10 protein-coding genes and 1 tRNA gene are annotated in these 14,051 nt (G+C 41.8%); 2 read left to right on the plus strand and 9 right to left on the minus strand.

The window, feature by feature from the left end:
* Position 1: 1 nt before the first annotated feature.
* The 5 genes from O3Q51_07780 to O3Q51_07800 form a co-directional block, all read right to left on the minus strand.
* Positions 2 to 994 carry a hypothetical protein gene (locus tag O3Q51_07780; GenBank protein MCZ4408703.1) on the minus strand — a complete coding sequence of 331 codons (993 nt, stop codon included), beginning with the start codon at positions 992 to 994 and terminating at the stop codon, positions 2 to 4.
* Between the two features lie 773 nt (positions 995 to 1,767).
* A complete protein-coding gene (locus O3Q51_07785) occupies positions 1,768 to 2,709 on the minus strand; it encodes a hypothetical protein (protein MCZ4408704.1) in 942 nt (313 codons plus the stop codon).
* A 64-nt stretch (positions 2,710 to 2,773) separates the two neighbouring features.
* Positions 2,774 to 3,409, minus strand: coding sequence for a hypothetical protein (locus O3Q51_07790; protein ID MCZ4408705.1), 636 nt, complete (start codon positions 3,407 to 3,409; stop codon positions 2,774 to 2,776).
* An 87-nt stretch (positions 3,410 to 3,496) separates the two neighbouring features.
* Entirely contained in the window at positions 3,497 to 3,826 is a 330-nt protein-coding gene (locus tag O3Q51_07795) for a helix-turn-helix domain-containing protein (GenBank protein ID MCZ4408706.1), read from the minus strand.
* Between the two features lie 533 nt (positions 3,827 to 4,359).
* Positions 4,360 to 4,432, minus strand: a tRNA-Gln gene (locus O3Q51_07800).
* 158 nt (positions 4,433 to 4,590) lie between these two features.
* Here O3Q51_07800 and O3Q51_07805 point away from each other — a divergent pair.
* Both O3Q51_07805 and O3Q51_07810 read left to right on the plus strand, forming a co-directional pair.
* A complete protein-coding gene (locus O3Q51_07805) occupies positions 4,591 to 7,980 on the plus strand; it encodes a DUF2723 domain-containing protein (protein ID MCZ4408707.1) in 3,390 nt (1,129 codons plus the stop codon).
* 30 nt (positions 7,981 to 8,010) lie between these two features.
* Entirely contained in the window at positions 8,011 to 8,595 is a 585-nt protein-coding gene (locus O3Q51_07810) for a polysaccharide deacetylase family protein (protein MCZ4408708.1), read from the plus strand.
* 2 nt (positions 8,596 to 8,597) lie between these two features.
* On the opposite strand, the gene trxA is transcribed toward O3Q51_07810, so the two are convergent.
* The 4 genes from trxA to O3Q51_07830 all read right to left on the minus strand — a co-directional run bounded on the left by trxA (position 8,598) and on the right by O3Q51_07830 (position 14,051).
* Positions 8,598 to 8,894 carry a thioredoxin gene (gene trxA / locus O3Q51_07815; protein ID MCZ4408709.1) on the minus strand — a complete coding sequence of 99 codons (297 nt, stop codon included), beginning with the start codon at positions 8,892 to 8,894 and terminating at the stop codon, positions 8,598 to 8,600.
* 1 nt (position 8,895) lies between these two features.
* Positions 8,896 to 9,309 carry a rhodanese-like domain-containing protein gene (locus tag O3Q51_07820; GenBank protein ID MCZ4408710.1) on the minus strand — a complete coding sequence of 138 codons (414 nt, stop codon included), beginning with the start codon at positions 9,307 to 9,309 and terminating at the stop codon, positions 8,896 to 8,898.
* Positions 9,310 to 9,429: 120 nt separating this feature from the next.
* A complete protein-coding gene (locus O3Q51_07825) occupies positions 9,430 to 10,380 on the minus strand; it encodes a type IX secretion system membrane protein PorP/SprF (GenBank protein ID MCZ4408711.1) in 951 nt (316 codons plus the stop codon).
* Between the two features lie 23 nt (positions 10,381 to 10,403).
* Positions 10,404 to 14,051 carry a gliding motility-associated C-terminal domain-containing protein gene (locus O3Q51_07830; GenBank protein ID MCZ4408712.1) on the minus strand — a complete coding sequence of 1,216 codons (3,648 nt, stop codon included), beginning with the start codon at positions 14,049 to 14,051 and terminating at the stop codon, positions 10,404 to 10,406.

Below are 14,051 nucleotides of genomic sequence, written 5' to 3' on the forward strand. Positions count from 1 at the left end.
ATCAATAGAGCTTTTTACCAATATTGTATTTTTCCATTAAATTTTCCCTAACTGATTGAGGTGTTGCTTTTTCAATCAATAGCATTTTGTCATGTTCCCAAACTCCATCAACCAGACCAGAATCTTCAGCGAAATGAATCCAAATATTTCCAAGAGCATAAAATGCCAAAACAGACTGATCATACCCCCCGAACCGACTTGGCTCCAAATGAATCAGTCTTATTCTTGCTCTCTCATTTAATTCATATTCATCCCCGCTTGAATACACTTTTCTCCCAAGATGAGTAGCAACTTCTTCTTCAGTCATCCCAATCCTAACGAAGTTTTTAGCCTTAGTGCCTGCTGACAAAACTTTCTGCCGTATAGCTTCTATTTCATTATTTACTTCTTGCTCCTCTCTTTGATATTGGATTAGTTGAGATTTGATTTGTTCTAATTCATTTTTTGCCTTGTTATAACTTGCTAATTGGATATTCAACTCTTTGCTTTTAACAGCTAATTTTCTTTCTAATTCTTCCATTTGATTGGCCTGATTTTCCAATTCAACATCAGAATATTTAATAAGACTTTTTAGACTATCAATCACCAAGCTTTTTTTTCGGACTGAAAGAGTTTCATTGATTCTTCTTAAGACTTCTTCTGGGTCTGCTTGTATTTCAGCTCTTATATAGTATTCGTACCCGTCCCATTTCTCTTCAAGTATTTTTGTTTTGGTTGTTCCTACGCTAAACGTCTTAATCTCATTTGTAAAGAAGTCTTTGGTCATTTTCCCATTCAGCTCTTCGACCTCATAGTTCACATAACTTTCAACATAGGTTCCTAACTCTTCCACTAGAAAAGCCTTAACTTCCTCTAAAGCTCTCTGTCTGGAAGTTATCTTGCTGTCAGAGTCACTTGCCCTATAGGTGTAATCTCTTACAAAAGTTTTTGACTGCCCATCAACACTGAGAGTTACTAAAAGTGAGAGTAGAAATGATAGCTGCTTAAGATTCATCAGTCCAAAAGTAATCCTAAATCAATCAAAAATAAATCTTTAAATCCCTTACGTGATGTGGACAAGACCCAAAGCACCCGTTTAGAACTCAATTAATAGAACCTAAAAAGGCCAAGACCGCTAAGACTACCATAATCCAAAAAACCCCTATCGAAGTAGGTACATAAATTTCTTTCTTGAAAAATAGAAAGTACAAGAAAGTCAAGAGTAATCCTATTATAACAGGAGAGAAAATTCCAATGCAGTAGAAGAAGGCCAACATTGACAATTGGAAGTTAATCGTACCATTTGCTAACAACTTAATAAGCCAAATTGCAGCAAAGAACGAAACAATATACTTCAGCCCTTTCCTGTCGTAAGAAAGTTTCATTTTCGGATTCCACTTCATAGTAATCGATTTTTGTTCTAACAAGAAGGTTGGGGGTTCTGATTATACCTTACGAAGAATAATCAAAAGTGATAATATTTGGTTCTATATCTCCTTCCCGCGTCCGCTCACACAAGTTATTGATTCTTAACCTAACCAACTAATTAAAAGATAAAACCCTATTTCCCTACAGAAGTATATACAAAGCCCAAAAACCCCTTTGCTATCCCTTTATAGGAAGTATAAGAACGTTTAAATCATCGATAAAAGTTGAGAAAAGCACATTACATATAATCAAAATAGCCTTCTTTTTCTCTATCGCGTTACACGTCTTTTCTTACCTCACCTTATATTTTGAGCACTTGATTTCATAAAATGAATAATTGTAGCATGCGCATCTTTAGTTTTAAGCTCTCATAAGCTGGATTTTAGCCTCTTTAAAGCAATACTTCACACAATTGTCCATCTCTTCAATTAAATTGCCTTGTTGAGCATCTGTAGAATCACTAAATGCTTTGTTGAGTCTTGACTTCATTCTTGATGCCATTCTCCCGTTTGTAATATTGCCTTTGTGGTTTTCTTGCTCAATGGCACTATATACATAACTGTAGCCTTTACTATTACACCATTCGTTAAATCCATAGTTTACCATCTGCGACAATGAAGAGAAACCCCATTCCTTGTTAAATTCACTCAGCTTATGAATAGTCAGGTAGTCGTTATACCAGTAATCGACCAAGGCTGAATAGTTCTCTTTTTCAAGTAACTCTCCCAAAGTGTTAAATCCAATTTGTCGCTTCATTTTTGATTTGAAGGTCAACTCTATACGTCCAATATTCATAGGTTGTAGTACATCAGGATAGTCCATTTTCTTCGCTATGGCATCATTTCCTTTGTTGTAAAATTTCAACCTTCTGCTGTTATGCTCAAAGTAAACCGTCGAACCGTGACTTACTGTAGGTAATCCTAATCGTGAATGTTTACCAAAAATCGGCACATACACCTCTGGCTTATGACTAAGCCCAAAATTAAATGCAAACTCTGCCTTAGACAAAATACAATCTGCCAAGCCGAGATTAAGATATTCTTCTAATTGGCTCACTGCATGATGAAGCTGCACAAAGGATAGTTGCTCAACGTTGTTTCTAAAGTAGAACTTTGTAATGCTTCCAGAGATATTTAGCATCGTTTGCGAAAATGAAATAGTCAAACTACCGAATTTCATTGTGTGTTTATGAACTACATTATCAGTTCTTGTCTCTCTTGTTTGCCCTTTGAATCTCTTCTCTAACATGTGGTACTCACCGCTAGTTAATGAGAATTTATTTAATGATACGTTATCAAGCATAAGTATGGAATTACTCCCCAAAAGGACGGATTTCGTCCTCAAGGGAAGGTTTATTAATATTGGGTTAGTAATAGATCTCTTTTAGGTAGCTTTTCTTCAGTTCGCTCCACTGATCAGGAGCGGCCAACGGTTTACAAGCTTCAATATTCCGAACTCTCATAGACGCTAGGATTTCAGAAAACTGATCCGCGAATATTATTGAATCAGTTACGCTTCTAGCCATGTCAAAGAGGTGGATTTCCGCTAGGGAGAGACTTTGCGAGAAAATTATTACTCCTTTAGATTTCTTCCAAGCAGGGTATTGCATTAGAAAACCTGCTTCTGACGCTTGAATAGTATAAACCAATCCACCTGAACCCTTCTTAGATTGACCTATTTCAAAAAGAGGTTGCGACTCTTCACCGCTTTCATTCCAAAAATCAAAAATCTTGTCCGTATCTGATCTTTTTACGAAATGGTCTACAGTTTGCTCATCGAAGCTTTTATCATCTCTTAAACCCAACCTCAGACCCTTGGTAAACCCGTCAAAGAGCATACCTATACCCTCTATATCTTCTATCCTTTGCGGAAAGGTGGCCGTTACATAGAGATGAGTGTCTTTTAAGCGAGCGTCACCTGCACCTTCTAGCTGCTTGCCCGTTGCCAACCAAAATGATTTCGTTTGTACTGGCTTGACTTTAAATGAATTAATTGTATCCATGTATTAGAATTTAACGCTAGGCTACACGGCAGTTAAAAACAAGTCTTAACTTTGAACCGCGATAGCCATGCTTGGTTATTGAATAGATTAATTAAGCGCAGATGTTTTCGAAGCCACTGCGCTTTTTTTTGTTTCCAGAGATGATGAAAGTGCCTCCATAATCTCTGATCTTAAATAATAGACTCTTCTGCCTATCGTGCGTTTCTTTAGTAAGCCTAGCTTCTCCCATTCCCTCATAGTAGGATAGGAAACTCCAAGTAGGTGCTTGGCTTCTTTACGCGTTACAATTTCCTCACTAGTTTTAGCTTCTGGAATATTTGCAGCGTTAGTTAGTCCCGAGAGTTTAGAGTCAATCAGGTTTTCTAATTTTTCGAATAGGCTCTCTTGCGAAAGGGGGATTAAGGTAAAATCTGCCATAGGCGTAATATTAATTTAGTTAGGCTTAACCTTCATTAGTTAAGCATTGCCGAATTTATTTGGTTAAGGAGCATTTACACACTACACTCAATTCACATTTGGTTAGAGTTTTCAACGGAAAATGTCAATAATCTCCGCTAGACCAATAAGCGCGGACGCTGTAGAAAATCAAAAATGTTAATCCTTATCAATGAGTTGGGATATTTCGCTAAGATTTGGTCTAACCTTCTCAATCAGATAGTAAAAACCAAAGAAAACATAATATATATCTGTTTTTCAAGATATTAAGACTCTTTTTTGAAAAGTATATTTACCTAAAGCCTGAAGGGAGGTTGATTATACACTAATCCACCGTGGGGCATTTGAAGATTGGAAACAGGGGGCGGCCTTTCTGAAAATTGAAAGTGTAAATTCGGTTCGCTACACTGCTGAAACTATATCAAATCAACACATGTAGGCACAATATACATCACACCATAAAACAAAAAAACCCTTAACAATTTAATGCTAAGGGTTTTACACTTTTGATGAAGTTGTCCCACTAGGGCTCGAACCTAGACTCTTCTGTACCAAAAACAGACGTGTTGCCAGTTACACCATGGGACAATTTTTTGGTAACGGAGTGCAAATGTAATAATTCTCTTAATTACCGCCACTCAATCTCCAAAAAAACACAAATAATCCCCATACTTCTTAATGGTTCCAAAGTGTCGGAACGAAGCAGGGTTATTTTCTTATTTTCGCAGCCATAATTGACCATCCATATGGACTTTAGAAAACTGAATCTGATTACGGGCTGGGGAGTTTTTCTCGTAGCCACCATCGTATACGTAATGACCATCGAACCCACCACCAGTTTCTGGGATACGGGTGAGTTCATCACAACTGCTTATAAACTCGAGATCGGACACCCTCCGGGAGCACCGCTTTTCATGCTCTTGGCGCGACTGTTTTCCATGTTCGTTTCGACGGAAAGTGTGCCGATGGCCATTAATATCCTTTCGGCAGTCAGTAGTAGTTTGACCATTCTCTTCTTGTTTTGGACCATTACCCACTTTGGGAGAAAAATGGCGCTGAAAGGTGAAGATACTGCCAACAACACAGGTAAAATAATCGCAACAATGGCCGCGGGAGTTGTCGGAGCCTTAGCGTACACTTTCTCAGATTCGTTCTGGTTTTCAGCTGTTGAGGGCGAAGTATACGCCATGTCATCGCTTTTCACGGCAGCAGTTTTCTGGGCCATTCTTCGCTGGGAAAGTCTCTCCAATGGAAAGAATGAAATGCGGTGGATCATCGTGATCGCATACTTGATGGGGCTCTCCATAGGAGTTCACTTACTCAACCTCCTCGCCATTCCTGCTATTTGTTTCGTGGTCTATTTCAAGCGAAACAAGCCGACAACCAAAGGTCTGGTAGTTACCGGTTTTGTTTCATTAGTCATTTTGGGAATCATCCAAGCAGGTATTATCCCTGGTGTCGTGTCTCTGGCAGGAAGCTTTGAGCTTTTCTTTGTGAATACCCTCGGAATGCCTTTCAACACGGGAGTGATCGTTTATGCCCTTATAGGAATTACGGCGCTAACTTTTGGATTGTATTACACCCACAAGAACAACAAGCCTGTTTGGAATACAGTGATCCTATCCGTTGTAGTCATCATTCTTGGGTACTCCACTTTCGCAACCATTGTCATTCGATCGTCGGCGAACCCACCATTGGATGAGAACAATCCGGAAAACGTCTTTACGCTTCTCTCCTACCTCAACCGAGAGCAGTACGGAGATAGACCACTTCTCTACGGTCATTTTTTCAACTCACCCACAGATGCGCAAAACCCGCGTAGTGATGGAGAACCCTTACACGCTAAGGCATGGACAGTGCAAGCTAAGACAGGCCGAGTTGTAGAATGGTTTTCTGAAAAATTTGATGCTGAACAGTACATTGCCAATTCAGATCAGCCCTATGAGCTATCGCATGAATATGTGATTTCTGATGACAGGAAATCATCCGTGGTGAATTACGACCCTCAATTTGAATCCGTTTTCCCAAGAATGTACAGTTCGCAGGCAAATCACGTTCAATCTTACAAAAGCTGGTCAGATTTCAAAGGGAAACCCATCCGAACCGTCGGTCAAGACGGACAACCCACTATCATCAACAAACCTACTTTCACAGAGAATATGCGGTTCTTCTTCCGCTACCAGTTCAATTTTATGTACTGGCGTTATTTCATGTGGAATTTCGCCGGAAGGCAAAACGATGTGCAAGGTCACGGCGATTTGATGAGTGGGAATTGGGTTAGCGGAGTAGATTTTATTGATCAAGAACGCCTTGGCTCACAAGAGAATTTACCGAGTAGCATCACCAATAACTTCGCTTACAATCGATTCTACCTATTACCCCTCATATTGGGATTGATAGGTTTGCTTTACCAATTATACCGTCGTCCTGACGATTGGTTCGTAACGCTACTGCTCTTTCTCCTTACAGGAATAGCCATCGTAGTTTACCTTAACCAAACTCCTTTTCAGCCACGTGAGCGTGATTATGCTTATGCGGGATCCTTCTATGCGTTTGCTATCTGGATAGGTCTGGGAGTCTATGCCCTTTTTGATGCCGCATACAACATCAAGAAAAAGCAACTGATCAATACTGCCGGTGCAGTATTGGGAGCAGGGGGAGTAATTTACCTTCTGGAAAGTTTACAAGACAATGGTCATTTCTTCTCTTACTCGGTATGGTACATGGGAGTGCTCGGAGTAGGTGCAGTTGCCCTGTTTTACTTTTTAGGGAAATCGGTCAAATCGGCCACACCTATCGCTGTCTTGGCAGCGCTCATTACACTACCCGTTCCTATACTTATGGGTGCCGATGGCTGGGATGATCACAACAGATCTCACCGCTATACGGCGCGCGACTTCGCGGCCAATTACCTCTACTCTACTGAAGAAAATGCCATCTTGTTTACCAATGGTGACAACGATACATTCCCGCTCTGGTACGCCCAGGAAGTGGAAGGAATTCGCACAGATGTAAGGGTAGTAAACCTGAGCCTCCTGAATACGGATTGGTACATCAATCAGATGAAGAGAAAAGCGTACGAATCTGATCCGGTGCCGTTCTCTCTTACAGAAACCAAGTACCGACAAGGTACCCGCGACGTTGTTTTGATGGATGAATCATCCAATCCACAAAGAGTACCCGTTGACGTGGATAAAGCAATTGCCTACATCGCAAAAGATGAGAATTTGAGAAGCATGGGTGGAGGAGCCAAACTGGCAGTGATTCCAACGAAAAGCTTCTACATCGAGGTAGATAAAGACGATTTGTTGAGTCGAGGGGTAATAAGTGTTGAAGATACAGCCTTCGTTTCAGATCGTGTAGAATGGAGAATAGACCGCAGCTACCTTTTGAAAAATAACATGATGCAGCTCGACCTGCTTGCCACCAATAATTGGGAAAGACCTATTTATTTTGCAGTAACAACGGGCCCTGACAGCTACATTAATTTGGAAAATTACTTCAAATTGGAAGGACTAGCATACAGACTTACTCCGGTGAGAAGTCCTGATAATCGGAATCCGAACCTATACGGAAAGGTGGATACCGAGAAGATGTATGACAATGTGATGAACAAGTTCAAATGGGGAGGAATGGACAGCGAGAATCAAATCTATATGGATGAGAACAACCTCCGTATGACAAACAACTTGCGTCTGCAATTCTCCAATTTGGCTGAAGAGCTCATCATAGAACAGAAGGAAGAGAAGGCCCTCCAAGTGCTGGACAGAAGCCTTGAGGTAATGCCCAATCACAATGTGCCATTCGATAAACTGATGGTTCCGATTGCAGAGAACTATTACGAATTAGGTGAGAACGAGAAAGCGAATGAAATCACAAAAATCGTTTTCGAACGATACGCGGAAGATTTTGAATACTATATGTCCCTTGATCCGAAATTTGCGGTTCAGCTTCAGCAAGACATTCAGATTTCCTACTCAGTGATGAGAAGACTGCGCGATGACGTGAAGCAGCGCTATCCGCAAGAAGGATTTGGTGATGAACTAGACCAAAGATTCCAAGAACTTGACAAGGCCTTTGATGTAAAAATCCAAGAGCTCGAACAATACCGCACTCAGCCCACTATGAGATTCTAAAAAGTGTATTTGGTCAAAACACCCGAAGTCTTGAAGCCCTTTGCGGGCGATTTGCTCTGGAATGAGAGCAGAGACAAGCGCGTTATTTACCTGACTTTCGACGATGGTCCAACGGAGTCGATCACTTTAGAGATTATCGATATTTTAAAGGAACACAATGCCTTGGGTACCTTCTTCTGCATAGGAGGAAACGTGGTCCGTTTTCCGAAAGCTTACCAAGCTCTGCTTGATGCAGGCCACAAAACGGCTAACCACACATGGAATCACATGAATGGTTGGGAGTTTTCCGATTACTCCTATCTCAAAAATGTTTTGGAGTGTGAGTCTGTGGTAGACTCAAAGCTATTTCGCCCTCCTTATGGCCGTATCACACGAAGTCAGGTTCAAGCGCTGAAGTCGAGATTCAAATTAATCATGTGGGACGTACTGGCGGCCGATTGGCGCAGTGATGTATCACCTGAAAAGTGCTTATCGAATGTAGTTGATAATGCTTCATCGGGAAGTATCGTGGTTTTTCACGATAGCGAAAAGGCCTATAAAAACATGATTTATGCACTCCCTCGAAGCCTTAAAAGGCTGAGTGAAAAGGGTTACTCATTTTCTGCTTTAGAATAATGCTAATATTGGCTCTCAAGAGCTTGCAGCAATACACTCTTTGGCATAGCTCCTGACTGACGCCAAACAGACTTGCCATTTTTGAATATCACAAAAGTTGGCACTCCACGCACTTGAAATGCCTGCGCTGCCTGCGGGTTTTTATCGACGTCCACTTTGAGTATCGTAGCCTTTCCTTTTATATCTGAAGACAAGTCTTTAAGCACAGGAGCCATCGTTTTACAAGGGCCGCACCACTCTGCAAAAAAGTCTACCAAGACTGGTTTATCACCACTAATTATTTCTTTGAAGCTAGCCATATCAGTCCTTTTTAAGAGGTTCTCCTGCCTTTTCCCATGCGAGAATTCCACCCTTTATGTCGTAAACTTGAGTGAATCCATTTTCAACCAAATAAACGGCTGCTTGATGAGACCTTCCTCCCACTTTGCAGTATACCATTACAGGCTCGGTCTTGTCCAATTGATCCACTCCCGCTTTAAATTCATCCCATGTTGAAATATTCAAATTCAGCGCACCCTCTATATACCCTTGGTTCACCTCTCCCGGAGTTCTGACATCTAAAAGAATCAGATTGCCTTGAGCAATCAATTCAGAAGCTTCGCTGACTTCAACCTCAACTGGAGATGACTGAGCCCCCTGTTCTTGAGCAGGCACGGAGCAAGATTGAAAAATGAACAAGAAAACAAACGTGTAAAACTTAAGAAGCTTTTCCATAGGACTCATAAATCGATTGACAAACAAAGGTACATTAACAGCAGCACAAGAAATGGTGAGATAGGTCACAAAAAAGCCCCGAAATTATCCGGGGCTCGTTTAAATCGATTCAAAAAATCTCTAAAAGTACCTGGGGTCTCTGGTCTTGACTTCGTCTTTAAAGAAGTCATAGGTCAGCATAATTTCATGAGATCCGTTGTGATACGTATTTAAGTCGCTTGTGCCAAAGTCATAAGAATATCCGGCTTGCAAGTGATCTGTAAAATTGAAAGAAACGATAGCAGCAACGGCATCTTGATAACGATAAGATGCTCCCACCCATAATTTTTGCTTGAGTAGAAAGTTAGCTGAGATATCGAAGCTCACAGGAGCACCATTTACGGCACGAATCACTGTAGATGGCTTGAACATAACTGAACCACTATCTGCACTAATGTTGAAAACATAACCTGCTAAAAGGTAGTAATGACGGTTATTGAAATCTTCGAAATCATTTCCAGGGGTATTGTTCCCGCTATTCAATTCATTTTCGATGATACTCGGCGATGCTATTCCCACATAACCTCGCTCAGAGTAATAGTATGCTCCAAATCCAAAATTTGGAGTAACGCTATTGCTCACGTTTTGGTTAAAAGCAGGATCATTGGCATCACCGGTCTGGAGATCCCTCAGGTCTGCTTGATAAACGCTAAAACCTGCTCTTAAGGCCAAGGAGAGTTTTGCCTTTTGGGTCACTTGCATGCGGTAGGCGAAGTCTCCCCAAATGCCTGTATTGTTTACGGGACCGACATTGTCATTTTGAACCGTAAAACCGAGACCAATATTATCATTGGGCAGTGGACTGTGGATGCTCAGTACCTGAGTAGACGGTGCGCCCTCAATACCAACCCATTGCTCTCGCAAAACGGCTGAAGCAGTCAAGGCCTCACGGCTACCTGCATAGGCAGGGTTGATCACCAACTGGTTCCACATGTACATTGTGTACAAAGGGGTTTGCTGAGCAAAGGCATCTGCAGTCATAAAAACTACGGCAAAACCCAGCACTATTTTTTTCAAAGTCGAATAGCTCATAGCCATTTATTTTAGAGTTCTAGTTATCGATTCAAGTAGATAAAGTCCATAATCGGCTCAGATCCATCACCCAAATCGAGGATGTACCAATATGTTCCCACAGGGAGTGGCTCACCGGAATTCAATCCCGATGCGGCTTTTCCATCCCAATCATTGTTGTAAGGAGATGCACTCAATATTTCAGCTCCCCATCGATTGAAGATTTGAAGTGAATTATTGGGGTATAGCTCATTAAGGCCCGGAATAATAAATTCATCGTTTATTCCATCACCGTTCGGAGAGAATCCTTGGGGAATTTCAAATTCCACGGGCACCTCACAGTTTTCTTCAGAGACGTTGATAAAAAGAGTAGCTGAAATATCTCCACACTCTACACTACTTACAGTGTATGTGAATTCAAAGTCACCTTCTTCCGATGGATCGAAAATATTTGAAATTGTATTGCCATCTGCATCTGTCCAAACACCACCTGCATCTGCATTTTCTAAGAATGAGAAGAGATTCTGAACCGGATCATCTAAACAGATATTAGTCTGATCATCAGTTGGCACTCCCGGGAATATACCTTCAACCACTTCGAATGTGACTTCAGTAGAAACTTCAGGGCAAGGCACTCGGTTGATTGTGTATGTATAGGATTGAGATCCTAAAGGACCTGCATTGATTACGTCCTCTGATTCACCTCCGTCAGGATCAAACCACTGTCCGTCATCATCACCACCAATGATCAAGTCATTGAGATTGAGTTCTTGGCCTTCACAGAATGTTTCGTCACCCACTGAAACTCCCGAATCGGGCACAGGAATTACTGAAACAACGACGTCTGTTGAGCGGTCTCCGCAAATAGCATTAGTCACAGTGTAGGTCAGACTGAATTCACCCGAACCAACAAATGTGTACGTATCTTCTATAACGATACCATCGGCATCAGTCCATACACCATCGGCATCGGCGTCTAAAATGAGCTCGTCAACCGACACCTGAGATTGATCAAAACAAAATGATGTATTCTCAGCAGGAACACCTGGATTAGGGGCTGTGATAACGTTAATTGTCACCTCTGCTGACTCAGCCGGACAAGGCTCGTTGATAACAGTGTAAGTAAAGACATTGGAGCCCGGTGACAGAGGGTCAAAACTGTTTCCTACTACATTACCCTCCGAATCAGTCCATACGCCTCCGGCATCTTCCCCTTGGAGAATATCATTCAAGTCAACGAGTTCTGACTGTTCGCATACATCTGCTGCAACATCTGCGCCCGGAACGGGAACAGGTATAATAGTCACTACGGTCTCTGTGATTGTAGGACATCTTCCTTCAACGGTAAAAGTAACATTGTACGTTCCAGCATCACTGTCTTGCGGTGTGATCGATCCCGTTTCCGGATCAATCGCCAAACCGTCGATATCAGTTGTAAATATTCCGCTACTCACTCCATCAAGTTCGATGGCTTGAAGATCATCGCTCATACAAAAGCTCTCAGCGGCATATTCAAATGTATTTGGGAAGAAACAAGTCAAAGTTGGCTCATTCTCTCCTTCCTCGTTGGGTTCACCGTTTCCGTTAGGATCGGGATTAGTTCCTACGTGTGAGAAGTCTTGACCGTTAAAAGGACCTGTTACACCATCATTAACTCCTTCATCAATACTGGTAACCGTTACCTGATTAAAGAACCCATCCTGCTCGGCGGCATTCATGTCCACACGAATAGTAAGGTCAATCGCATCGGCAGCAGAACCTGGTAAATCACCTGTTCCAGGCAATAAACGACGATCAATTACGCCATCAAAAGATGGATTCAGACCTCCTGAAAGAATTCCAAATGCCAAAGATGGCGTTCCAATAAGTTCAGCGGTAGCACCCACAGGCAATCCACCTGCTATATTTTCAATTATCTGGATATTCTGACTAGCACTTTCAGCTAAGTTTTCAATGAAAATCCTATATGTAATGTCAAATATTCTTGACCCCGGAGCGGTCTCTTGAACAACTTGAGCTTCTTTCGCAGCTCCCAGAGTCGAAGGACAATAGGGAATAATAAAAGGATTGGACGGAAATCGGAATCCACATGCAATATCAATTCCTTCCACGCTGTATTGACCTGCGAATTCAGGAACCAAGGTATTTGATGTTTCTCCTTCAATTTCCTCTCCTTCGAAAAACCATTGATACGTGTCAAATCCAAATACTTGAAGTACTGCGTTACCGGGAATACAAGGGGTTGTTCCACTTATTCCCGCGCTAAGTCCAACAACAGGCTCCAAGGTAAATCCGGAGAAATATCCCGCTGAACCCACTACACCGTCACGCGTAAGAAGTGCGACGTTCATCACAGAGTCACTGACAATGTTCACATTATCGGTTGGGGGATTGAAAGCGTAGGTTACCCACTCAGAGTTACCCGTAACAGTTTGAGATCCTGTAAGGGGTGTCGTATCATCATTAATAAAAATTGATGTCCCTGCTTTTGTAATAATATTGATCCGACCTTCACCACTGCCTCCTGCGAGACTGTTTACGAAAGGTAGATTTACTTCTTTTGCCCCTACACAGTTCAAAGGTGGAATAAAATTCAAGCCAACGGTGGGGCCGATATTGGTGGCTGATCCGGAAACCGTCTGAAAGACGTACACTTTTTCAGTAGCCAGAATATACAAATTGTCATTTGCCGTAAACTTTTCTGTTTCTATAAAATAGAATTCCCCTTCATCAAGGACCGCGATGGGAGTTGTCTCATCATTAACGAAGACTTCTGTCCCATCTTCAATCGCAACAACCATAGGTCGTTCGGTAGTCTCGTCTCCAAGACCTTTCACCAGAATATATTCTTGACCTGTGACATCAGCGGTAACTAACTGGTCTGCACCAATACATTGACCGCTTTCATTTCCCGAAAGCCAAGATCCTGAATTACAAACGATAGGTTTATCTGAAGTTACCCTTGTACCATTTGCCAGATTTATCGTTGAGTTGTCAAAATCTGCATGATCCACTCCAATCACATAAGATTCAAAAGCATCTAGTGTAACTGAAATTGGTTCGCCGGGAGTTTGACCGATATAGGTAATCGGATCCTTTATAAGATCGAACGTAACCGTGGTATTGTCCTCAGTTGCCATGACCGAAACAAAGTGCGAACGCCTGTCTTCGTTCCATGAAGGGTCAGAACTGGTATTGTAAGTCGTATAAATGTGCCCTGTGAAAAACTTTGTTCCAAGCCCTACCTGACCCTTAGAAGTCAAGGAAAAACCTTGGGAACCCGATTTGTGACGCATGTTCACAAAGAATGGCTGGAAGCTTTCAAAATAAAGCCCCTGAGACCTGATCGGCATATTCAAACTATCCCTGGGAATAACGTTGAATGGATATACGGATGTAGCGGGATTACCCGTTGCATTTCCAGTGGGACCGAAGGTGTACTCCTGCGGCATAGCCTTGGAAATAAAAACAGTATCAATCAATTGACCAAAACCATCTCGAATAACAACGGGGATCGTGTCCTCCGCGGGAGTTGAAAGACTCACAAAGTGATCCCTAATATTGGATGTCCCTGATTGGTCTTCAACCTTCGCAAAAAACGGAGGAATCCAGTGCTTGGTATCCAATTGAGCTGCCAGTTCAAAACTGAAGAAGAACAGCAGCAATGGCAATACGATGTATTTAGTTTTCAT

It is taken from the genome of Cryomorphaceae bacterium 1068, assembly GCA_027214385.1.
GTDB lineage: Bacteria > Bacteroidota > Bacteroidia > Flavobacteriales_D > Cryomorphaceae > JAKVAV01.

Excerpts from the sequence above, each read along its gene's own strand:
- O3Q51_07780 (MCZ4408703.1), bottom strand. The coding sequence starts at position 994 with ATGAATCTTAAGCAGCTATCATTTCTACTCTCACTTTTAGTAACTCTC.
- O3Q51_07785 (MCZ4408704.1), bottom strand. The coding sequence starts at position 2,709 with ATGCTTGATAACGTATCATTAAATAAATTCTCATTAACTAGCGGTGAG.
- O3Q51_07790 (MCZ4408705.1), bottom strand. The coding sequence starts at position 3,409 with ATGGATACAATTAATTCATTTAAAGTCAAGCCAGTACAAACGAAATCA.
- O3Q51_07795 (MCZ4408706.1), bottom strand. The coding sequence starts at position 3,826 with ATGGCAGATTTTACCTTAATCCCCCTTTCGCAAGAGAGCCTATTCGAA.
- O3Q51_07805 (MCZ4408707.1), top strand. The coding sequence starts at position 4,591 with ATGGACTTTAGAAAACTGAATCTGATTACGGGCTGGGGAGTTTTTCTC.
- trxA (MCZ4408709.1), bottom strand. The coding sequence starts at position 8,894 with ATGGCTAGCTTCAAAGAAATAATTAGTGGTGATAAACCAGTCTTGGTA.
- O3Q51_07820 (MCZ4408710.1), bottom strand. The coding sequence starts at position 9,309 with ATGGAAAAGCTTCTTAAGTTTTACACGTTTGTTTTCTTGTTCATTTTT.
- O3Q51_07825 (MCZ4408711.1), bottom strand. The coding sequence starts at position 10,380 with ATGAGCTATTCGACTTTGAAAAAAATAGTGCTGGGTTTTGCCGTAGTT.
- O3Q51_07830 (MCZ4408712.1), bottom strand. The coding sequence starts at position 14,051 with ATGAAAACTAAATACATCGTATTGCCATTGCTGCTGTTCTTCTTCAGT.